At 55.8% G+C, this 22,900-nt stretch carries 14 protein-coding genes; 7 read left to right on the forward strand and 7 right to left on the reverse strand.

Annotated elements, in window-relative coordinates; all coding sequences use genetic code 11:
• Positions 1–8 precede the first annotated feature (8 nt).
• Positions 9–2,354, reverse strand: coding sequence for an FAD-dependent oxidoreductase (locus tag Pla100_RS04245; RefSeq protein ID WP_146576344.1), 2,346 nt, complete (start codon positions 2,352–2,354; stop codon positions 9–11).
• Between the two features lie 321 nt (positions 2,355–2,675).
• Here Pla100_RS04245 and Pla100_RS04250 point away from each other — a divergent pair, with 321 nt between their 5' ends.
• The 4 genes from Pla100_RS04250 (at position 2,676) to Pla100_RS04265 (ending at position 9,469) form a co-directional block, all read left to right on the forward strand.
• Positions 2,676–3,515 carry a sulfatase-like hydrolase/transferase gene (locus tag Pla100_RS04250; RefSeq protein WP_146576345.1) on the forward strand — a complete coding sequence of 280 codons (840 nt, stop codon included), beginning with the start codon at positions 2,676–2,678 and terminating at the stop codon, positions 3,513–3,515.
• Positions 3,512–4,603, forward strand: coding sequence for a DUF5060 domain-containing protein (locus Pla100_RS04255; protein WP_146576346.1), 1,092 nt, complete (start codon positions 3,512–3,514; stop codon positions 4,601–4,603). The genes Pla100_RS04250 and Pla100_RS04255 overlap by 4 nt, the downstream gene beginning before the upstream one ends.
• A 76-nt stretch (positions 4,604–4,679) precedes the next feature.
• Complete coding sequence (locus Pla100_RS04260) at positions 4,680–6,071, forward strand: sulfatase family protein (RefSeq protein WP_146576347.1); 1,392 nt, start codon at positions 4,680–4,682, stop codon at positions 6,069–6,071.
• A 113-nt stretch (positions 6,072–6,184) separates the two neighbouring features.
• Positions 6,185–9,469 carry a family 16 glycoside hydrolase gene (locus Pla100_RS04265; RefSeq protein WP_231602685.1) on the forward strand — a complete coding sequence of 1,095 codons (3,285 nt, stop codon included), beginning with the start codon at positions 6,185–6,187 and terminating at the stop codon, positions 9,467–9,469.
• Positions 9,470–9,516: 47 nt separating this feature from the next.
• Here Pla100_RS04265 and Pla100_RS04270 read toward each other — a convergent pair whose 3' ends face one another.
• The 3 genes from Pla100_RS04270 to Pla100_RS04280 form a co-directional block, all read right to left on the reverse strand.
• A complete protein-coding gene (locus tag Pla100_RS04270; RefSeq protein ID WP_146576349.1) occupies positions 9,517–10,695 on the reverse strand; it encodes a hypothetical protein in 1,179 nt (392 codons plus the stop codon).
• Between the two features lie 80 nt (positions 10,696–10,775).
• Complete coding sequence (locus tag Pla100_RS04275; RefSeq protein WP_231602687.1) at positions 10,776–11,570, reverse strand: OB-fold-containig protein; 795 nt, start codon at positions 11,568–11,570, stop codon at positions 10,776–10,778.
• Between the two features lie 149 nt (positions 11,571–11,719).
• Positions 11,720–13,786, reverse strand: coding sequence for a prolyl oligopeptidase family serine peptidase (locus tag Pla100_RS04280; protein WP_146576350.1), 2,067 nt, complete (start codon positions 13,784–13,786; stop codon positions 11,720–11,722).
• A 408-nt stretch (positions 13,787–14,194) separates the two neighbouring features.
• Between Pla100_RS04280 and Pla100_RS04285 the strand changes: the two genes are divergently transcribed.
• Positions 14,195–14,875, forward strand: a complete 681-nt coding sequence (locus Pla100_RS04285) for a glycine zipper domain-containing protein (protein WP_146576351.1) — start codon at positions 14,195–14,197, stop codon at positions 14,873–14,875.
• Between the two features lie 131 nt (positions 14,876–15,006).
• Positions 15,007–17,034: a hypothetical protein gene (locus Pla100_RS04290; RefSeq protein WP_146576352.1), complete on the forward strand. Its 2,028-nt coding sequence runs from the start codon at positions 15,007–15,009 to the stop codon at positions 17,032–17,034.
• A 926-nt stretch (positions 17,035–17,960) separates the two neighbouring features.
• Here Pla100_RS04290 and Pla100_RS04295 read toward each other — a convergent pair.
• Both Pla100_RS04295 and efp read right to left on the reverse strand, forming a co-directional pair.
• On the reverse strand, positions 17,961–19,184 hold the full coding sequence (locus Pla100_RS04295) for a DUF1559 domain-containing protein (protein ID WP_146576353.1): 1,224 nt from the start codon (positions 19,182–19,184) through the stop codon (positions 17,961–17,963).
• 744 nt (positions 19,185–19,928) lie between these two features.
• Positions 19,929–20,498, reverse strand: a complete 570-nt coding sequence (gene efp, locus Pla100_RS04300; RefSeq protein WP_231602689.1) for an elongation factor P — start codon at positions 20,496–20,498, stop codon at positions 19,929–19,931.
• 186 nt (positions 20,499–20,684) lie between these two features.
• Between efp and epmB the strand changes: the two genes are divergently transcribed.
• Positions 20,685–21,695, forward strand: a complete 1,011-nt coding sequence (gene epmB / locus Pla100_RS04305) for an EF-P beta-lysylation protein EpmB (RefSeq protein WP_231602690.1) — start codon at positions 20,685–20,687, stop codon at positions 21,693–21,695.
• Positions 21,696–21,730: 35 nt separating this feature from the next.
• Here epmB and Pla100_RS04310 read toward each other — a convergent pair whose 3' ends face one another.
• Positions 21,731–22,537 (reverse strand): TIGR00266 family protein, encoded by an 807-nt coding sequence (locus tag Pla100_RS04310; RefSeq protein ID WP_146576356.1) that lies wholly within the window; start codon positions 22,535–22,537, stop codon positions 21,731–21,733.
• Positions 22,538–22,900: the final 363 nt, after the last annotated feature.

Genomic DNA, 22,900 nt, shown 5'->3' on the forward strand with positions numbered 1-22,900 from the left:
AGCCGCGTTCAGGGCTTCAGCTTTTGACCATCGGCCACTAGCCGCTCGCGCAGTTGGGTATAGTCGACGTCCTGAACGGGAATATCCTGCTCGACCGCCACTGCGGCCGCAGCCCCTGCGGATTGCCCCAGAACCATGTAGACCGGCTCCATTCGGATCGATCCGTAGGCGGCATGAGAGGCCGACAGACAAACGGGCACCAATAGATTCTTGCATTCACTTTTGCGGGGCCGAATCGAGCGGTAACTGATCGGATAATTGAAACGCTTTTTCCAAAAGCCACCTTCCTCTCGAACCTTGCCGTCGGTGTCGACAAAGCGACTGACCAAGTGCGAATCAAACCAATAGCTCCCCACGCCAATGGGGTCGTCGCAAGTACGCTTGCCCCTGATGTCCTGTTCGATCATGACATAGTCGCTTTGCATGCGGCGAGCCTCGCGAACGTAGATCTGGTAGGGAAAGTTATCCGTATCGGTGAACTCATCTTTGGGCAATCCGTACTGTGACATCTTCTCGCGGAGGGACTCAGGTACGCGCGGGTCGTTCTGCAGAAACCAAACTTTTCCAAGTGCATAGTCCTTGTGCATTTGGGCGAGCTCGGCCCGCCGTTCGTAACCTGCTTCCGGCCACTCGAAGTTCGCTCCGACAAAATCGCAGTGATTGATATCGGTCTTTCGATTGGGCATCGGCGTTACGGTGATGATTCCCGTATTCACGCCGGCCTGAGGATTTAACGCCAGCGTGCGAGCGTAATGCTCGAACCAGAGCGGATTGTAATTGGCTGGCTTGAAGATCGGCCGCATGTTGTCTGGCGCATCAGTCAGCGTCATGCGGTAGCAGTACGCCTGAATTCGGTTGTCGCCTTCCCCGACCTTGCCAGGAACTTCGTGCAGCAGATATGGCAGGTAACCGGAATCGGGATCGTTTTCAATAACGTACGGACTGATAGAGACACCATCTTTGCCAACGACATCTCCGGGCACGATCCCGTTAAGCGTCTCGCCGTATTGACTGTTCGGTTCTCGACCAACCGTGTAGGACACCCCAGCCTTGGCCAACAAATCGCCTTCGTAAGTGGCGTCGATGAAAATGCGACCGGACACTTCGCGTCCGCTTTCCAGACGCACCGCGTGAATCGATCCGTCGACCATCCTGACCCCATCCGAAAGGTCCAGCCGTTCGTTGCGAATGATCTCGACGCCAGCTTCATCCAGCATGTTCTCGAACACAGATCGGGCCACGCTGGGCTCAAAGACCCACATCATCTTCAGTTTCAGATTGCGTCCGGTGAAGACTCGGCGCGTGATCGAATCGAAATAGGGCTCGGGCTTGTCTCGTGTCCATGCGGCTGGATCGGAATAGTGATTGAAGATGCGTTGGTAAAACTCACGCGAAATCCCACCAATCGATTCGTGATCGGGGATGTCCGTCGCGCTGAGCCCCGATCCAGTCATGCCGCCCACCTTCCCATGCGGGCAGATCATTTTGACCGTCAATCCCATCCGCGCCGCCTGCACCGCAGACGCGATGCCCGCAGACGTACCACCATAGACGACAACATCTGCCTCATTACTGTCGCCGCTGAGCAATCGGCTGAGTTTCGCCGGATAGGTTTGTCCCGTGGCAGTGCCCGCACCTTGAAGATGGCTGCCGAACGTAATGCTGTCTCCCAGGCATACGATCACGTCACCTTGCTTTACACGTGGCCGGATGACTTGCGCGATTTCTTTGGCAAGTTCCAAACCACCATGTGCAGTGAGGTGATTGCCGTCACGCGCCCCAGAATTGGCGACGCCTCGTATCAACGAGCCTTGGCGGTCCGAAACCGTTGACGCGACATCCTGGTTTGGGCTCAGAGCAATGATGCGGGCATTCCAGTCGACCAGCAATGCTTGTTCGCGTTCCGCAATTTCACGCACTGCGCTGTTGTATTTTTCGAGATGTGCCTGCAAGCTTTCACGAGCTGGATGTGTCGGATGCCTCTCCTTCAGATAATCGGTGTTCACGGGATGGTTCGTCACCAGCGCAACCGTCTGGGCTCCAACCCGGCGCCACTGCTTAATAAGCGCCGTTAAATTCTGCGAATACTTGTCAATGCTGACGAGTTTTCTTGAGTTCATCGCGTCATTCATGCCAAGCATGATCACGACATGGGTCGGCTGATCAGCTTCGAGGCGCCCGCTGCGAATCAGCGTTTCACTTGAGTTTTCGCCCGGAACGCCGCGATTAAGAACCGTGACCTCACGCGTTGACGATTTCTGGCCAGACACGGGATCCGCTGCGGCGACGTACAACTGCGCGCAGATAGCAATCCAAACGGCCAAGGCAAATCGAATCTTGTGGATAATTTCCATAATAGCAAGCTGCAGTAAGAATTGAGGAGGGTGTGGTTCGTCCAGGATAAGGCACAGATGAAGGGCAGAATCAATCCGTCCTGCGTTTTCGTGATGCAGGATTTTCTATGATACTAATCAAAGCGTCAGACTAGGTTTCGCGGAAACGAGCGAAAACGTAGTGGCACTCAAATCTGCGACTCTGCGTGCGATAAGCAGATGGATAGATTCCGATTCCGGCAACCGGTTCGTTTATGTTGGCGTTCTAAAGTTCTTTTGCGAGTGAGCAAGTGAAAAACCGAAAACCCAGCCTGACCTCGGCGCGAGCCCCTCCATACCGCACTGCAAGCCCGTCAAGAATCGTTAGACAAATTTGAAGCCAAGTCGGCTGGAAAGCAACATAAAGACCCTCTTTATGCCGGTTGTATGTACGACTTGGATGACAGTGTTGGCATTCTCCTTAAGAAATTAGATGAACTCGGCTTGGCCAGCAACACGCTGGTCGTCTTTACCAGCGACAATGGTGCCACCGGAGGTTCGCTTCAGGAACCGTTACGCGGTAACAAAGGATGCTATCACGAAGGAGGGATTCGTGAGCCGTTCATTGTTCGCTGGCCGGGCATGGTGAAACCGGGATCACGCTGTGACGTGCCCGTCATCAGCGTCGATCTATTTCCAACCTTTCTCGCAGCAGCTGGGGCCGACGTTCCTGAGGGCAAGGTTCTCGATGGCGAGAGCTTGTTACCGCTACTGAAGGAAACCGGGCCGCTTCAACGCCATTCCATCTTCTGGCACTTCCCAGGCTATCTCGACTCGCCAGTAACCCGGGGCCGCGATCCAGTCTTTCGCTCCCGTCCGGTGAGCGTAATCAATAAGGATCATTGGAAACTGTACCTCTACCACGAAGAATGGCAGCTCGACGGAGGAAGGGAGAAGCTGGCTACCAATCGCGCGGTCGAGTTGTACAACCTCAAAGAGGACATCGGCGAACGACAAGAGCTTGCGAATATTAAAACGGACAAGCGGGATGAGTTGTTGGACGAAATGCTCCAATGGTTCGACAAGACAGACGCGAAACTTCCAACCGAAGTCAACCCTGACTACGACCCAGGGACTGAATCACAAGGTAAGGGCAAGCGAAAGAAGCCCAAAGGCAATAGGACAAAGGGGAACAACGAATGATTGTTACTCTGATTTATAGTCGGACTTACGCGGTAGCGATCTCTGCCGTCGCTGCGTTACTGGCCTTGCCCAGCTTCGTCCATGGAACTGCACGAGCCGACGAAAATGTGTCCGCTATTTGTTGGCAGCCACATGACTTTGCCTTCACGGCAAACACTGCGATTGGCAATCCATTTCAGACTCAATTGACCGCATTGGTGAACGGCCCCAATGGAACGTCGTTCACGATACCAGGATTCTACGCCGGAGATGGCACATGGAAGATTCGTGTCGCACCTACTTCGGAAGGTAATTGGTCGCTTACGACAAAATCCGGCGTCTCTGAACTGAACGGAAGAACGGTATCGTTTTCGTGCATCAAGAATTCAAACCCGAACGTCAAAGGCGTTTTGCAGGTCGACAAAGCTTATCCACACCACTTTATTCTTGCCGACGGCACGCGTTTCTTCATGCAGGCATACGAGTACGACTGGCTGTGGGCTCTCGACATGGGCAAGCCTGACGTCCCCACGGTTGAGAAGTCGTTGGATTTGTTGGCTCGACACGGATTCATCTACGTCATTCTCAATACCTATGCTCATGACACGAAGTGGCGAAAGGGCAAGAGTGGTCCCGACGACTACGGTCCGCCAGAACTCTTTCCGTGGGAAGGAAGCAACGAGTCGCCCGATCATTCGCGGATGAACGTCGATTATTGGCAACACTACGATCGCGTAATGACGGCAATCATGGAGCGAGGCATCCAAGCCCACATTCTGATCAAGGTTTACAACAAGTCGGTGACATGGCCGGAGAAAGGCAGCCCGGAACTCGAACCCTCGGACACGCTCGTCAGCAACGGATATTGTCTGGCACAGCCTGGCCGTGAATACATCGCTTTCCGGGCCAATGCTCAGTCCTTCACCCTGAACATTGCCGGTGCACCCTCTACGTTGACCGGCGAATGGTTTCATCCACTGACAGGCAATCGCAGCTCTGCGGGAAAATTCGAGAACGGTCTCGCCAAGGTTGACCCACCGACCGATTCCGGCTCCGCTCCTCTCGTCCTGCATGTATTCACAACGCCAAAGAAAACCAGTGATCGATAGTTCCTTGTTGATCGAACTAACATCCATTTCTTCGCAATTACCAACGCCATCCAACTAAGAAGCGAAACATCCACCCATGATCCGAACACAAATTGTCGCTCTGGTGGCATTCGTCGCGTTCGCTTCTGTTGCAGGAGCAGATCAGCCACCCAACATCGTTTTGATTCTTTCCGATGATCAATCATGGACCGACTACGGCTTTATGGGGCATGACGCCATTCAGACCCCGAATCTGGACAAGCTGGCAAGGGACAGTGCCAGGTTCCGACGCGGCTATGTGCCAACTGCACTGTGTCGGCCGTCGTTGATGACGCTGATCACGGGGCTGTATTCGCATCAAAATCTCGTTACAGGAAACGATCCGGCTGCAACGGATGCTAATCGAGCACATGCCACTAAAGCAGGAGAAAGTGCTCGCGAATTGCTGATCTCCAACATCGACAAGCATCCGACCGTGCCGAGAATGCTGGCTGAAAAAGGCTACCTCAGCTTTCAGTCCGGTAAGTGGTGGGAAGGCAGCTTTCAACGAGGCGGGTTTACTCACGGAATGACTCGCGGCTACCCGGAAAAGGGCGGACGGCATGGCGACGACGGCTTGAAGATCGGTCGCGAAGGGATGCAGCCCGTTAACGATTTCATCGACACGGCCGTCGATATGAAGAAACCCTTCTTCCTATGGTACGCGCCGTTCCTGCCGCACACGCCTCACAACCCGCCGGAACGGATTCTGAAGAAGTACCAGCAGGAGGGGCGGACGGAATCTGTCGCGAAGTATTACGCCATGTGCGAATGGTTTGATGAAACCTGCGGTCAACTGCTGGGCCGGCTTGATGCAAAAGGCATCGCTGACAAAACGCTCGTCGTGTATGTCACTGATAATGGCTGGGTTCAGGATCCCAACTCGAAAGGCTACGCAGCGAGGTCCAAACGCAGTCCCTACGAAGCGGGAACTCGCACACCCATTATGTTTCGGTGGCCTGCACAAATCCATCCTGCCGATCGGCCGGAATTGTGTAGCAGCATTGATATCGTTCCCACGATGCTGGCCGCAGCCGGTGCAGACATACCGGCGAACCTGCCCGGTCTCAACCTGTTGCCCAACCTAAAATCGGAAACGCCGATCGCTCGAGATACCATCTTCGGTGAATCGTTTGCTCACGATATCGCGGACATCGAAAACCCGGAAGCATCGCTTCTGTACCGCTGGGTAATTGAAGATCAAACCAAGCTGCTGCTGACGTATGACGGTGCCCCGGGCAAGATGAAGTTTCCGCCGTCCGGTGGCGAGCCGCAGTTGTTCGACCTGAAGAACGATCCGCACGAAAAAGTGAATCTCGCGGCTCAACAACCTCAGGTTGTGAAGGAACTCAGAGGTCGGCTGATCGACTGGTATCCGGTAACGCAACGCAAGCAAGACACAGTTGCTTCGGCTGAGAAGGCGAACGAAAAGACACGTCGAGCAAAATAACCATTCACGATTCAGAATCGCAGGAAGAAAGCTTGGGGCCGGTTAATTTCCGAACGCAGTACTTCTGCCGCTAACCAATACACCCTATCCAACAACATTGAATGAAGACGACGATGAAACACACACTGTCACTGATCCTCTTTGCACTTCTCACAACCTCCACAGCGCGGGCTGCTGATTTGGAAACGCTGTTCAACGGCAAGGATCTGTCCAGCTGGAAAGGGCTGGCTGGTTTCTGGAGTGTTCAGGACGGCGTGATCGTTGGCGAGACAACTCGCGACAACACGATCGATGCCAACACATTCCTGGTATGGCAGGGCGGCGATGTCGCCGACTTTGAATTCACGGCGAAGGTTCGATTCAAGGGAAATAACTCGGGCGTCCAGTACCGCAGCCAATTCATCGACGAGCCAAACTTGGCGTTGATGGGGTACCAAATGGATTTGCACCCGGCCGAAAAGTTCTTCGGCATGTTGTATGGCGAGAAGTACGGAAGTCGAGGCAAGATTGCGACTCGTGGGCAGAAGGTCGAGATCGACGCGAACGCCGCAGTGAAGCAAACCGGCAAAATGGGTAACGAGCAGAAGTTCGCCGACTGGCAGTGGAACGAAATCCGTATCATCGCCGTCGGCAGCCGATTGATTCATCAAGTTGGCGGCGTGACGACCATTGATGTCACCGATCAGCATCCAGACGCGATGACCAGTGGCAAGCTGGGGCTTCAACTGCACAAGGGGCCGCCAATGCGAGTCGAATTCAAAGATCTGCGGTTGCGAAAGCTTGGTCTGCAAGAGGGCAAGCAGCTTATCGCGACAGTGTCTCCCCAAACCAGCGACAATACTGACACGAAGAAAGACGCCGCAGCTCCCGCCGCGACGCAGTCGCAAGCAGGAGGTGGATCAAGAAACCGAAAGACCGATGCCGGCAGTTTGCGTGTCGCGAAGGGATTCAAGGTGGAAACGGTGTACTCGGTCCCGCAGGAAACTGAGGGATCATGGGTTTCTATGACCATCGATGACCAAGGCCGGTTGATTGCATCCGATCAAGGCGGACTGGGTTTGTTCCGAGTCACAATCAAAGGCAACAGTGAACCACACGTCGAAAAGCTGCCAGTTGACTTGTCGAGCGCGCAGGGACTGCTGTGGAAGTCAGGGTGCTTGTACGCGTCGATCACAGGCAAAGGAATGTATCGCGTGACCGATTCGGACGGCGATGATTTGCCAGATCACGCCGAACTGCTATCGGAATATTTTGGCAAGGGCGAACATGGCAATCACGCGTTGGTCGACACGGAAGACGGCAATCAGATTTATGCGGTTTCCGGAAACCAGACTCCATTGCCGTCCGCGGATAGCATCGTTCGTCGACGCAATCCATCGCATCAGGAAGACTTGTTGCTGCCACGGCAGTGGGATCCGCGAGGCCACGCAGCCGGCATCCTGGCACCCGGCGGATGGATCACGCGATTTGATCCCGCCAGCAGAACACACGATCTGTTCTGTGCGGGTTTTCGCAACGAATACGATGCCGCTTTAAATGCCCACGGTGACTTGTTTACATACGATGCCGACATGGAATGGGATCTTGGTCTGCCGTGGTATCGACCGACTCGAATCTGCCACGCGGTCAGCGGAGGAGACTTCGGCTGGCGCAGTGGTTCGGGCAAGTGGAAGGAATACTACGAAGACAGCCTGCCCCCGTTGGTCAACATTGGCCCGGGGTCACCCACTGGAGTCGTCAGCGGTCGCGGCACGAAGTTTCCCGCGAAGTACCAGCACGCGGTGTTTGCGCTGGATTGGACGTACGGTCGCATCCTGGCAATTCACTTGACTCCTGATGGAGCAAGCTACGCAGCGGAATCCGAAGAGTTTGTTGCCGGGCCGGCTTTGCCTGTGACTGATGCTGTCGTGGGTGCCGACGGCGCACTTTACTTTGCAACTGGCGGGCGGGGAACGAAATCGGAACTGATGCGAGTGGTCTACACGGGGAAGGCTTCGACGGCCCCGGCAGCGCCCGCCGCGTTGCCGGAGGCTGCGAAGACGCGGCGAAAGCTGGAAGCATTTCATGGTATCAGTAATCCTGTCGCCGTCGAAATCGCTTGGCCCTATCTTGCCAGTGACGATCGTTTCCTGCGACATGCCGCAAGAATCGCGATCGAATCACAACCCGTTAATGAGTGGGCTGCCAAAGTTTTTCCCGAATCCTACCCGCAAGCAAGAATTACGTCCGCAGTGGCGCTGGCTCGCAGGGGTAATGGTGGTCATCGCGAGCCGTTGCTCGCGAGTTTGAATGAGCTGCCATTTGGTGAACTCGATGTTGCAAAACAACTCGGCCTACTGCGAGCCTACGCTCTCGTACTGGAGCGACTGGGCAGTCCGGCCAAAACACAACGCGAGCAGCTGATCGCGAGGCTCGATCCACTCTTGCCGTCATCGGACGCAGACGTCAATCATGAACTGCTACGACTACTGGTGTTCTTGCGGGCACCTACTGCGGCAGCGAAGGGCATGCAGTTGATTGCGAGTCGAGGTACCGGCCGACCGGTTTCTTGGAGTGGTGTGGAAAAATTGAATGCTCGCTATGGCAACACGTTGAAGCAGATCACAAAGAATCCGCCACCGACTGACGCAATCGACGTCGCTCTCACGCTTAGAAGTCTTCGCAACGGATGGACCCCCGAACTTAGGCGACAGTACTTTACGTTCCTGAACCTGGCGGCGAAAGCCAACGGAGGGGCCAGCTATCCCGGCTACCTGACCAATATTCGCGACGAAGCACTTTCGACATGCAGCGACACAGAACGTCTGGCGCTCACCGAACTGACAGGCGAAAACTTTAACCCGATTCCCGATTTCCCGATCGTTCCACCGACCGGGCCTGGCCGAGAATGGACTCTCGAAGCCGCAATCGCTGCCGTCGACACGAAAAACTCCAACAAGCTGGATTTCAATCGAGGGCGTAGTTTGTTCCACGCGGTTAATTGCGGAACATGCCATCGCTTTAGCGGTCTCGGCGGTGGTGTCGGACCCGATCTGACCAGCGTGCCCAACAAGTTTACCCGCAAATATCTATTGGAAGCCATCGTTGATCCCAGCAAGGACATCTCCGACCAGTATCAATCGTCGATGGTGTTGCTCGACAGCGGCAAAGTGCTCAATGGATTGGTCGTTGACAAGGACGACGAGACGATCATGGTCTATGGATCCGATCCCCGATCAGAACCGACGATGGTGAAACGATCCGAAATCGAAGACCTGAGCGTGTCTCAGATATCACAAATGCCCACAGGCTTACTGAACCAAATGAACCCTGACGAGATTCGAGACCTTGTCGCGTACATCATGTCAGGCGGAAACGATCACCACAAAGTTTATCTTGGCCGCGTTAGAAAGAAATAATCGCTGCTTTCACTCACAATGGCCGCAATCCACGGGAACAAAGCCTATTACGCGGCGTGGCGTTGGCGTTTTGAGGTTGGTTCTAGCCAGGTTTGCATCGATGATAGATCCTCTTGCCAATTCGAACCGGTTCGTCGGTCGCAGAACGAACGGAACATGCCGTCGACGGTATCACACAGCGTTCGGACGGCGTCGATTCGGTCTTCGGGGCCGAAGTCGTCGTCGTCTTCGTCTAAATGTATCTTCGCCCCGCTGATGCCGAAGGTTTCCGCTTGCAAGGTCAGATCAAATTGCTGCCCGTCGCGGACAATCGTCATGCCTGTTTTACGTGGTAGCTTGCCGCTTTGAATCGCTTGCATCGCTTCGGGCAACTTGTTCGGGCATTCAGCCGAGATGGTTTCTTTGCCGTTCTCGCCGACGGGGCATTCGAGCGACAAGGTCTTGGCCAACATCACCGTCACTTCGCCCTGCTCATCGGGTAACGCGATCGTGTCGGATTCGTTCTCGAGTTTCCACCATAACCACAACAAGAACTCATTACCCAAGAAATCTGGCGAGGCCGAATGCTCGTTCGCCCAGGCGACCATCGAATGCGATTGATGGGCGACAAAGTTGGCCGGGACAACATCGTCCATTTCGGCGTATCGCCCGGCGTCGGTGGCCCAGTCCAGGGCGATCGTTCCGGCGCTGACGTGGCCGAGTTGAACCTGAAAAACGAGTTCGATTAAGTCCGCACAGTGGCCACTGGCCGTTCCGGCGGTGCCGCCGAAGTACAGCATTTCGTAGCCGATGTCCCACAACAATGAGTACGGTTGGAACTTGCGATACTTGCCCGTCGCCGCTTCGACTTCGCATCGTTGCTCGACGGCTTCCTTGGCTTCCTTACGCTGTGCCTTTGTCGGCACGCCGCTGGGGTTGTCTTTGGCCAATGCTGCCAGCTCCATCGACAACCAGGCGTTCTTGATCGCCGAAGGGACTTGATTGGTGTCGATCCGAATCCCGAAATGGACGGCTTCATTGATGACGTTTTTATTCAAGTCAAAATCTTGATCGAAAAGGTGCGCACCGCCCAAGAATCCGGTGTGAATGTTCTCGGTCGAACTCGTTTCGGTTCTTCCGGCAACGTACTGTTGCATCCGCTCAAGGTGCTCTTGGTCAAACGTCTCTGACGCAAAATTCTCGACCCGAAAACGCTCGAACGATAGACTACCGGACAGGAACGGCATGAAAGCAACCTCAACAGAAACGACGAGATGAAACGCGTGTCGAGGGCTTATCGTCTCATCGCCGACCGAATATCCGGCCGTCAGTCGGGACTCGTCGCCGTCGTGATAACCGGTGCATCCTGCTCAACCAGATAAACCTTTTTCCCGGGGTCGTAGGCCAGTAGTTTCACGCGCGAACCTTTGGGAATCACTTCGCCGGCGGTGCGAATGTTAATCAATAACGGTGCCGCGTTGGTCGCATAGCGAGCCCGCCCGAACGATCCGTCGACTTGGCGGGTTTCCACCGAAGCGGTGCCGCCGACCAATGTCTCACGATGGTAGTGCGTCGGCGGGACCAACAAGCGATGCAGTGGCGATGTTAAGAATCGCGTCAACACGACCGCGATCACACCGTTGCGAATCGCCAGCAAAACACTGGGCAACCATATCGGGGCGTATCGCCGGGAATCAAATTCGAACCACATCACATACGTGACGACCCAAAACAGCAGACTGAAGACCGCCAGCCAAATCAACAACGGCACTCGATCCAGATGCACCGCTTTCAACGTCGCCGCGGCGAATCCGCCCAGGAAATCACCGTGAACATCGTGTCCCGGATCGACCGAAGCGTCGGTGTTCAACCCTGCATCCACCTCGACTCCAGGATCGATATCGACTCCAGTATCAACGTTGATATCGGGACCGCCGAAGCCGAAATCCGGAGTGAAGAACCCGAGCAACGAAATCAGCACGAACGCCCACACGAACATCGCCAGCAGCGTCGCCGGCCACATCGGACCGATGAAGAGGTGCTCGACAAAGCGGTCTGACCAATGCGAGGTCAGCAATGCATCGGCCAACGTCGGCGTTTGAACCGAAAACCAAGTCAACACGGAACTAATTCCTTGAGAGTAAGCATTCTAGTCCCGGCAATGCGGGAGTATTTCTCCAGGCCCGAGTCGAATGATCTCGGGGCGCAGCGACCTCGCATGATTCTAACAAGCTTTTCCGAATGCGGGTTAACGCATCGGGTTGCCCTCACTTAAGGAAGCCATGTTTCGTCGAAAAAACCGACCGCCGAGAGCACACCGGGTAGCTGCGTTGTCGCCCCGCCCCGCACATCGATCAAAGCCCAATCGGGAAGTTTGGGCGTTTGCCGAGCATTGTTGAGGTAGTCGTATTCTCGATACGTGAAACCACTATTAAGCACCACGTAGCGGTTCGGTGAGACCGGATTGGGGTAAATCATGGCCGCAACGTGGCCCGCGCTGGGGACCGAATGATCGCCGATTTGGATGGTTTCGCCGTCCCATCGGATCGGCATCAGATCGATCAAACGCTTGATCAACGTATTGGATTGATAGTCGCCGAACAGGATCAAGTGATTCGATTCCATCATCGCCGGGTCCACTTCCTCATCCTGGACTGCTCGTATGTCGCCACGAAAGTGTCTTTGCCATTGGTCCATTGCGTGGTGCGACTCGTCTTCGATCCACTTTTGAACGACAGGATCGTTGCTCTTGCCGCTCGGAAGGACGAACAAGAACGAGTCCATCAGCGCGTCATCGATCGGGCCCTGCAACCCCGGACGCTTCACCAAACCTGCGGGGGCGAACGCCTCGACGAGCGACCAATGGTCTTGATCACGCTGAAGATGAGCCTGCCATGATCGATCCGACCGGACGAGCGGTCCGTTCAATGTTTGTCCGCCGATCTGGATAAGGACCTCGCCTGATTTTTTTCCTGGCCAACGGCCCGGCTCAAATCGCAGCGACAATCGAGTGACATTGTTGGCTTGCACTTCGATGGTATCGTCCCTGATGATTCTTGCATCGATGTTAGCCATCTTCCAGTGTTGTTCTAAACCTTGGATGTCGATCCAGTGCATCTGGTGGTAGCGCAGCGTCGGGGTGGCGAAGCGGACACGTCGTGGTGTGGCATTGTCAGCCACGCGTGACAACGAATCCATTCGCCGCTCGATCTCGATCCGCGATTGCGGATGGATGCTGTGCCCGGTCTCCGGTCCGATGACGTGGACCATGTCGATGTCGAGTTCACGCAGCGCCGTCTCCATCGCGTCGGCGGCTTGTTTTTGTCGATCAATCGCGCCGCTGTAGGCGACCAACGGGCAGTTGGTTAGGTTCACTGCGAGTGGCGGGTTGTCGTAGAGCTGCCACAGTGTTTGCTGAAACAGCGGCATCGTTTCGCGAACATTCTCGCCCTGAAACGTCCGCAAGAACTCCGCCGTTTCAGAAAAACCCGCTCCAGGATTGGCGGCAAACCAACGATCGGCGTAGCGGGTCGCGAACTGCCAGCACCCCGCTCCGCCCATCGAGAACCCTCGGACACTAATGCGGTCGCCATCGACGGGTAAACGCGATTGAACGTGGGCGAGCGCTTCGAGCACGTCGATTTCGCCGGCGAATCGAAACGCGTTGCAGTACCGACCGTAGGGATGCAAGACGATCGTGTCGGAGGGCGTGAAGGACTGCCCGGGATGGAACTTGCCAACGAGTTCACTTTGTTTGGCCAAGAATGCGACCTCGCTCTGCGTTTCGCCACGGCCGTGAAACCAAACGTCCAGCCGACGGGGTCGAACGTCGTTCTGTCCTAATCCCTGAGGAATGATGACCGAGTAAGGCTGCAGCGAACCGTCGATCCGCGAACGATAGCCACCGATCAGCTCTCGTTGAGAGCTACCGTCACGAATCCCCATGACGGCCGCCCAATCGCCGCCACCACGCACGACGTCGATCCGGCGTTCGGCTTCGCCGAGCAACTTGGCCGCCCAATCGGCTTCGCGGACGTGATAGAACTGGTTGAACTCAATCGCCATTTCGACCGCGCGGGGTAACACGAGCACTTCGCTTTCTAAGTGGCGGCGACTTTCAGTCGCCGTTTCAGGACTTGGCGACTGAAAGTCGCCACCACCTGTTTTTCCCGCGATGCTCAACGAACGCCAATCCGACCGGATCGCTTCACATCGGCGTCGGAGTGATTCGATCACTGCGGGCTCGATCTTGATCCCCGGCGGCGGGATCGGGCGAACCTGATCGGCCTGATTATCAGCGGGTCCGTCGGAGAACGCGGGGGTAATCAAACTTGCCAAGAGGCAAAAAAATCCGAAAAAACGTGATGGGGAGAGCACGCTGGTGAGTTCCTTTGAGTGTGAATTTTTCCATTTGAGCTAAAGGGTAGCGAAACTCGCCAAGAATTGGGGCAGGGACCCGCAATCACCGAAAGTCTTGGCGTCTTTCGCTGCGCCCTAACCCTAAGAACGTATCCGAAAAGGGTTCTGACCCTTTGGAGGCGAGTCGTTATTCATTCGTTTGAGGGTATCGCCCGAGAGGGTCAGACCCCTTTTCGGATAGGTTCTTAAATCGAGGCCGTTCTGAACGGTATCTTCTGATTTTTTGGCGTTGATTCCCCGCCAACTGCCGATTTACAAGGAATACTTCTCGAACGGTTTTTCCGTTTTTCCAAATCAACCATCGCTTTGGTCCCGCAGGTAAATCCCATGTTGACCGTCTATCCGTTTCGTCGCTGCATGGCCCCCATCGTCGTCGTCGCCATCCTGGCGACGAACGCTACCCCCGCCAAAGCGCAGCACAACACCCAACGCGGGGCCACCTTCGGCGGCATCACCGGCGCGATCGCCGGTGCCATCATCGGCGAAAACAATAACGAAGCCGGCGCGGGAGCCGCGATCGGCGGCGCGATCGGTGCCGTCGCCGGCGGTTTGTTGGGTAACGCCGCTGATAAAGACAACGCACTGCGGCAACAACAATACTACCAGTCACGCCAACAATACGCCGCACCGGTCTATGCCGCACCGCAACCCGTCGGCGCGGTTTCCTTCACCGATGTAATCTCGATGAGCCGCAGTGGTGTGGGCGACAACGTGATCTTGAATCAAATCCAATCTCGTGGTGTGCAGCGACAACCGGTCGTTTCAGACATCATTTCGTTGCACCAACAGGGCGTCAGTGAAACGGTGATTGCGGCTATGCAACAAGCCCCCACGGGCAGCCAATTGGCGTCCGCGCCGCAAGTCGTCGCCCAGCCGACGATCGTCGAATCGCCCGTCATCGTACAGCCTCGCATCCACACTTACGGTGTGCCGGTTTATCACGGCTATCCGCATCGTGGACACGTCTACCGGGCCCGGCCGAGCTACCACATCCACTACGGTCACTGAGCCGGCGGATCGGTTTTTCCTATTTTCCGCTTCGATCAGCCTTTACCTGCCAACCCATCGGCCGATATTCTGACGCGTGAAACCCGATCTCTCGATCGGACAATGGAACCAACGCAGCAAAGGATTGTGCCATGGGTGGCGCTGTGATGTTATTGATCGCCGCGACCGTAGGAGTCACCTACGGCTGGACTCCCGACGGCGGCCGGGGGGTGAAGTACATCATCCAGATTCCGCCCGATCAAGTCGAACAAGTCGTCCGCAGCGGTGAAATCGCCAGCCGCATTCCGACGGAAATTCAGGGCCACGTCAGTGAAGTCGTCGTTCGGGTCGGTAACGGAACCTTGCCCCGCGTCACGCCCAGCAATCTGGCACGGGCAGATTTCCAGGCCGTCGAGCCCAACCAAATCAGCGGGCCCAATCAAGCTGGCGCGTCCCGGCATTCGGACGGAGGCCCGATCTCGTCGCTAGCGTCCGACGATTGCGCGCCATTGCCGATTCCGGCGATGAATAGCCCGATGGAGCTCTCGCCGATTCGCAATCCGGACGCCGCCACAGCGATGATGAAGCCCGCACCTCAAGGTGGTGGCATGAATTTGCCGGGTAGCCTCGGTGTTTCGCAATCGAATACGCCCCGACCGTCCACCAATCCGTTATCCAACCCATTAACCGGCCCCTCGACCACCTCCTTAGCCGCTCCGCCAACAATGAATTCGGCCGCCAGTGGGTTGGCTGGCAACGGATCAACGAGCAACCTGGCAACCGGCAACGGGATGAACTTCAATTTGCAACAGACCGCCCGGGACGTACTCGGAAATGCCACCGATGCGGCGCGCAGCACGATCAATAATGCCGTCGATCGTGCCACCGGCAACGACGACCCACGCAGTCGCTTGAGCCAACCTGTCACCTCAACGCGGAACCCCGCAGCCACTTCGCAGAGCGAACAAGATTGGTACGACTTGCGGAACGGTTCACGCCGTCGTCCGTCGACCGATCCGGTCGAAACCAACGTCGCATCCAACGGCCAGGACGCGTCTCGTAGCCCAAGCTTGTTAGAAAACTCCAACTTCGGACGTTTGCCCTCGGGCCTGGACAACTACAACGGCGCGGATGCGAACGCCTCGGCATCCAATCCCCGTTATTCGAATGATTCGCAAACGATCGATCCGAATCGCAACGTCAACACACAAAACGTTTCAACGCGTCAACCCAACACCCAAACCACCCCTCGCAGCGAATACAGCGATCCGTCTCGCAGCGGTGCCGATCGCAGTTCCAGTTACGATTACGATCCGAAACTGACGATTGCCCAAGCACAGCAACTACCAATCAACGGATACAGTTTCGACTCGCAAGGTTATCCGATCGATCGACAAGGCTATCGCCTGAATCGTTTCGGCCAACGACTCGACGATGCCAACCGAACGACGGTCGCGACCAACGAAAATTCCAGCGGGTACGACTCCACCAACCGATATCCGTCCGGTTCGAATCTAACCGATGTCAACCGCAACCAACCGGCTTACAACACGCAGACCGGCAACGGAACTCAGTACACGCAGAACGCGGGGAACCCGGCTCTGGTACAGCCGCCGTTGGCTCCAGCACCCGGGCAAACCGCCGCCACGGGAGCCTATCCACAGGGACCCTTTGCGCCGGGAACCTATCCGCAAGGTACCTACGGGCAGGGCAATCTTGCCAACGTGAATAACCCATACGGCTATCCCGCTAACAGCGGATCGGGTTTGATTCCTCAATACAGCGATCCGCAATACAGCGATCCTCGCTACAGTGATCCGAGATACACGCAGTTGGTCGGCAACCCCTCGACGACCGTGAACCCGAATCTGCCGTCCGGGCTGGCACCGATCGGTGACCCGACCACGCGTTCCGGTTCGCCTACGCGGACCACCGCCGACGATGAACCACGCTCCAGTTCTGATGCGACCGGCATCTCGACGGTCGATCGATATCGCGAAGCTTTGCAGAACCCCGAGCAAGTGGCCGCCCAACCGATCTTCAACGCGATGCTGTTACTGTCGGTGGTCACGAACGCATACTTGCTCTTCTGGCTAAAGAACTTACGTATGCAGTTCCGTGACACCGTGGCCGCCAAGCGTTCGTCCAACAGTGCCGGGTCCTTAGCGGCGAGCGTTTAGAACGTTCCCGTTGATGATGTCTCTCTGCGACCCTTTCAGGGTCGAGAGATCGCGCAGATCACTGACCGGAGGTGTTCGCTGCGCTCAAACCTCCGGCTAATGGCTATCATCCCTTCGGGATATAAACTTGCGCGAACCGAAACGCCCGCAACACCAACCTTTTGCTAGTCCAGTTAATATCGGCTAATTGCTGTAAATCGGCATGCGACTAAATCAACAGCCCTAGTGCTTCAACCACATTTGACTTTAGGGTGTCAGCAACGTGGCTCGACGGTCCTCCGTCGAGAATCACGGTGGGGACCACCGTGCCACGTTTTAAGCCAACCCTCATTTTAAATATTGACGACGGCACTGCCGGGGCTATCAAAAAGTTGGTGTTGGGGCGACTTCGGGTTGCGCAAGTTTGGTACCACGCCTTTCGGCGAAGCGAGCGGAGGTCAGTGCGGTTTTCGTGCCAACGGCCCATCCGTTTGCCTAGCCGAGTCCGAAGGGCTGGGTGATCGATGGCACGTTACCTGGTAGGACAACGGTCCGGCCGTTTGTTCACGTCACTAGCAAACGGCCGGACCTTCGGCCCTACATGGATCGCTCGCCCATTCAACCCAGCCCTGCGGGCTGGGCTAGGTAAACTGCCGGGCCTTTCGCCCTGAAAGACTGCCCCGACATTCGTTAGAGGTCGGAGCCAAGCCGGCATGCGGAACAGAAATAAATCTTGGAAAGCTCGTGTCGACACCAACCTTTTAGAGGGCAAGCATGGTGGGTGGCACCATTCGGCGATTCGCTAACGAATGTCGCAGCAGAATCTCAGGGCTAAACCAAGCCATTTGCCGAGCCCAGCCCGCAGGGCTGGGTCGACTGGGTGGGCACAAAAAAAGGCGGCATCCGAAGATGCCGCCTTTGGTTTAAGTATAGAGAATACGTTATTCTCAATAAGCGTCATCATCGAGAATAAATTCTGGCCAAGGCACATCGCTACTTTTCCCTCGCGGGGTGAGCAAGGCCTGATAAACACGGTAGTCAATTGAATCTGCGACGAAGCGAGTTCCCCCATCGGCCATTCCACAGTTGACTCCGTCGGTATGGGCCGATGAAGGTCTCGCAAGGTCTTCTGCATTTGCGGCGGTCATCTGCTCAACAAAGATGTCTTCAGCAACGCTATTTCCACCGCCATTAATTAGGTGTTTTTTATTGATCGCACTGGGCGAACCGTTCGACCAAGCGTATGTGGTCGAAGCGCTATCCTTGTCTTCATAATGCCACACCATGCCTTGAGTGAAGCTTGCATACGTGCCGCCATTACCCACCGAGAATGTAATGTCTTGGGACGGTGCGGCACCCGTTGGTGTTAGGTCAGTATCAGCTGCCGCATCGTACAGGAACCCAACACGGTGCCAAGGCATTGCCTGAACGTTCTCACTGAACAGGATCGTGTTTCCTTGACCGTCCTTGAAGTCATCTAATCGGACCTTAGGACCGATCGGTGCTCGTTCGATTGGAGGACCTACGGCGGTTACGCCAGCGAACTTGTTATTGAACGCACCATTCGCTCTATCCATTGCGTCTTCAAAATTTACCGTTCCACCGCCAGAGGATGCAGAGTTATTAAAGCTACGCAGCCCATTATTAGAGATGTAGCTGTTCCTGCCGTTCGCCGAATCATCATTGGGATTGCTGGGGCACTGCATGATGGCGAGGTTGGGTGACGCGAGTTGGTGAAAGCCTTCTCCAGCCTGTCCACTTGTAGCTTCAAACTCGCCGCCGGTGCTATCGAGGATCGGGTATCTGTCTTCGGTCCAATGCTCATAGGTTGGTTGAGCATCAAGCCATGGGAGCAGTGAGACGACCCAAGAGCCAAGCTTTACGTGCCTGGCTGCTCCAGCGGTTGCCGTTGGGTCAGTAGGATCGAATGGAGCTGCTGCTGGCGTTTCGTAGAAACCGAAAACCTGGGCATATCCTGGCAGTTCTCCCTTTGCATTCTCGAACTGAATTGCAGCCAAAGCCAAGTTTTTGACCTGCGTGCTGCACTGGTTCCGTCGTGCTGTTTCTCTCGCGGCGTTGACGGCGGGGATGAGGAGGCCCATCAGGATGCCGATGATCGTGATCACGACCAACAGCTCGACGAGCGTGAATCCGGAGCGTTGAGTTTTCATTGTTTTTCAATCCAGTGCAGAAGGTGGCCAATCCAGAAAAGTGGCGGCGATGCGGAGGTGAGAAGGACGGCGAATCGGGATGGTCCGATCCCCGTTGCCGCAGTTGCATGCTTGATTATTCCACAGACCTAACGAACATGCAACTCAAACCCGTGCTTTATTGGCCGGTGAAGGACGTTATTCTCACGTTAATCGCTGGCTCCTGAGCCCCCAGCCGGGTGGATCCGCAACGATGAAATCTCTGTTTTGATCACCCCAGGGTGCTCTCGAACGTCAGCTGGTTGAACCGGAACGGGCTGGACGCGGCCGCACGGCGAACTGGACAGCTGGGCAAGCCAGAGTGTTTGGCCACTTTCACATCGTGGGCCGCTCTCGGCCTGTTGATTGAATGATCCGACGGTGCTAACGGGCTGTTGATTTAGTTTGCATCGTAACCCGAAGCGTGAGCGAGGGATACATACAGAGGACTTAATGGCGTTTAATCCCTCGCTCACGCTTCGGGTTACGATTAAATCAACACGCCGTCATGCATCGGGTTACGATTAAATCAACAGTCCGCTTTTCGGCTCACAAAAACTGACGAACGCACTCAATCAACACGCCGCTGTGGGGGGCAGTGAAACTCGTCAAGAGTTTTCGCCCCGCCGGTAGATACCCGAAAGATTAGCCGGCTCCCGAAAGTCTTGGCGACTTTCACTACGGCGGAAAACGGCCGAGCCTAAACCTGGACAGCGGAATCTACGCCTAGTTACTGACCCGTTCGACGTAATCGCCGCTGATCGTGTTGATCTTGACCACGTTTCCTTCTTTGATGAATCCGGGCACGAGGAACTCGGCACCGGTTTCCATCTTGGCGGGCTTGGTGACGTTCGTCGCCGTGTCACCTTTGGTACCCGGTTGGGTTTCGACAACGAGCAACTCGACGTGCTGGGGCGGCTCGACGATGATGGCCACGCCGTTATAGAGCGTCATCGAACACTCCATGCCGTCTTTAATGTATTTCCAGATATCACCGGCAACGTCGCTGACCACTTCGTACTGTTCAAACGTCTTGCCGTCCATGAACACGTAATCTTCGCCCTGGCGGTAGAGGAACTGCACGGAAGTCGTTTCCACGTCTGCCGATTCGAGCGAATCGCCGCCTTTGTACGTGCGGTCGAGCGTCGTGCCGCGAATGAGATTCTTCATCTTGCATTTGTACAACGCATTGCCCTTGCCGGGCTTGACGAACATCATTTCGGTCATCAGGTAAGGTTCACCGTCAATTTGGACTTTCAGGCCTTTGCGAAAATCGCTGGTGTTGTACGTTGCCACGGCGGGCTTCACTCCATACGGAAAAGAAGAGGGTTAATCAGGGCGATGCGGAGAACCAGTTTAACGACCCGGCGGCATGTTGTCCCGCCCCACTGCGATAAAGAAATCAGACGCGGCCAAGAAATCAGACGCTCGGACATCGGTGGTGAGCCAGCATACGCCGACGAGCGGGCATGGTTGGACTCGATGAAAAACGCAATCCGGTCGGCCGGACTCTTACGAGAATGCTTAGGTCTGCCCCTCGAACAGACGGGTGAGTTGGTGCCGGGCGAGGTTTCTTCGACCACCGAAACTTGTTCGAACACGAATGCTTCCATCGCTGCGGCCGACTACGGTTTTCCGATCTTTGTTACCCGCGAGTTCGTTTCGCGAATGCGACCGGGCGACCCGAACGATCCGTTGCTGCGTCAGGTGCTGCCGGTTTCCGACGAAGCCGCCGTGGTCGACGGGTTCGGCAGCGACCCGGTCGGCGATTTGCACGCCAACGTGGCTCCCGGCGTACTACACAAGTATCACGGCCGGGCCCTCGTGGTAACGACGGGCGCGTGCGGAATTCATTGTCGGTACTGTTTTCGGCGCGAGTTCCCCTATGCGGCGGCGGGATCGCGGGGTCAAGCCTTCGAGCCCTCCCTGCAATACCTCCGCGAGCATGATGATATCGAGGAGGTCATCTTGAGCGGCGGTGATCCTTTGACGATGACGGACGCGGCGATCGATTCGCTTGTTGAACGAATCGAAGGCATCGATCATGTGACAAGATTGCGGATTCACACGCGAATGCCGATCGTCGTTCCGTCGCGGGTGACACTGGGTTTGATCGAGCGTCTACGCAGCTCACGCCTGAACGTTTGGGTGGTCGTCCATGTCAATCACGCGTCGGAAATCGACACACCAACCCAGGCGGCGTTGGAACGTTTCGTCGATGCGGGAATTCCGACGTTGAACCAATCGGTATTACTCGCGGGAGTCAACGACGATGCCGCGACGCTCGAACGTTTGTCACGACGGCTGATGGAATGTCGGGTGATGCCGTATTACCTTCACCAACTCGACCGGGTCACCGGTGCGGCTCATTTCGAAGTCTCGCCGGAGCGGGGCCGAGAGTTGATTGCGGAACTGGAAACCAGGCTGCCTGGGTTCGCGGTGCCACGTTACGTCGCGGAGTTGGCCGGGCGGGCATCGAAGACGCGGATCTAGGTAGCGAAACTCGCCAAGCGTTTCGGAAGTACGCTTCAATCCCCGTCCAACAGATTGCCGAGCGAACCGAGGATCGAACCTTCACCGCCGCTGCCACCGGTGCCGCCGGCGGTGCCGACGATCCGTTCGGCGAGTCGACGCATCGGCAGACTTTGCAACCAAACACGACCGGTGCCGCGCAGCGTCGCCAAAAACAATCCCTCTCCGCCGAGGAACATGCTTTTCAAGTTCCCGGCCCGTTCGATGTTGTATTCGATGTGCGGTTCGAAAGCGACCAAGCATCCCGTGTCGACCCGCAACGTTTCATTCTGCAGCGTTCGCTCGATGACGGTGCCGCCGGCGTGAATGCACGCCAAACCATCGCCGACAAGTTTTTGCAAAATGAACCCTTCGCCACCGAACAACCCGGTACCGAGTTTCCGCTGGAAAGCGATCGAGACCTGAGTCCCGAGCGCCGCACACAGGAATGCGTCCTTTTGGCACAACAGGTCATTGCCGGGGATCGTCGATAGATCAATGGGGATGATCTTGCCGGGATAGGGTGCCGCGAAAGCAACGTGACTCTTGCCATGCCCTTGATGCGTGAAGTGCGTCATGAACAAGGACTCGCCTGTGATCGCCCGTTTGCCCATCGACATGACTTTGCCGAAAAAACCTTTGTCCGGTTCCGAACCGTCGCCCATCTTGGCTTCGAAAGAGATGCCTTCTTCCATGTACAACATCGCGCCGGCTTCGGCGATCACCGTTTCACCGGGGTCCAATTCGATGATCACCATCTGCATGTCGTCGCCTACGATCTCATAGTCAACCTCGTGAGTGCGACGATTCGAATGAAGCGACATGGCGTATCCTTTCGTGATTGGCGAAAATATGAGTGGATGTTGGTCAACGAGCAGTTACAAATACCGAAGACATAAAATCCCGGCTACCCAAAAATCGTAGGCTGGGTCGCAGCGATAGCGGAGACCCGGCAACGGAGTGAGCTCATCGCTCTCAACTACAACTTAAACGTAAACTTAAACGTAAACTTAAACTTAAACTTAAACGTAAACCTCTACCTGTCCGCAGGACAGTCGGGACTCGGAGCTTCGCTCGCTGGGGTGACATTTAAGTTTAAGTTTAAGTTGAGGTTTAAGTTTAGATCTTCGCGAAAGTCGCCACGGGATTCGGCGATCGTCTGGCTAGGCCGAAACTCATGGTGGATT

Origin of the sequence: Neorhodopirellula pilleata, from assembly GCF_007859915.1 — a bacterium.
Lineage (GTDB): Bacteria > Planctomycetota > Planctomycetia > Pirellulales > Pirellulaceae > Rhodopirellula > Rhodopirellula pilleata.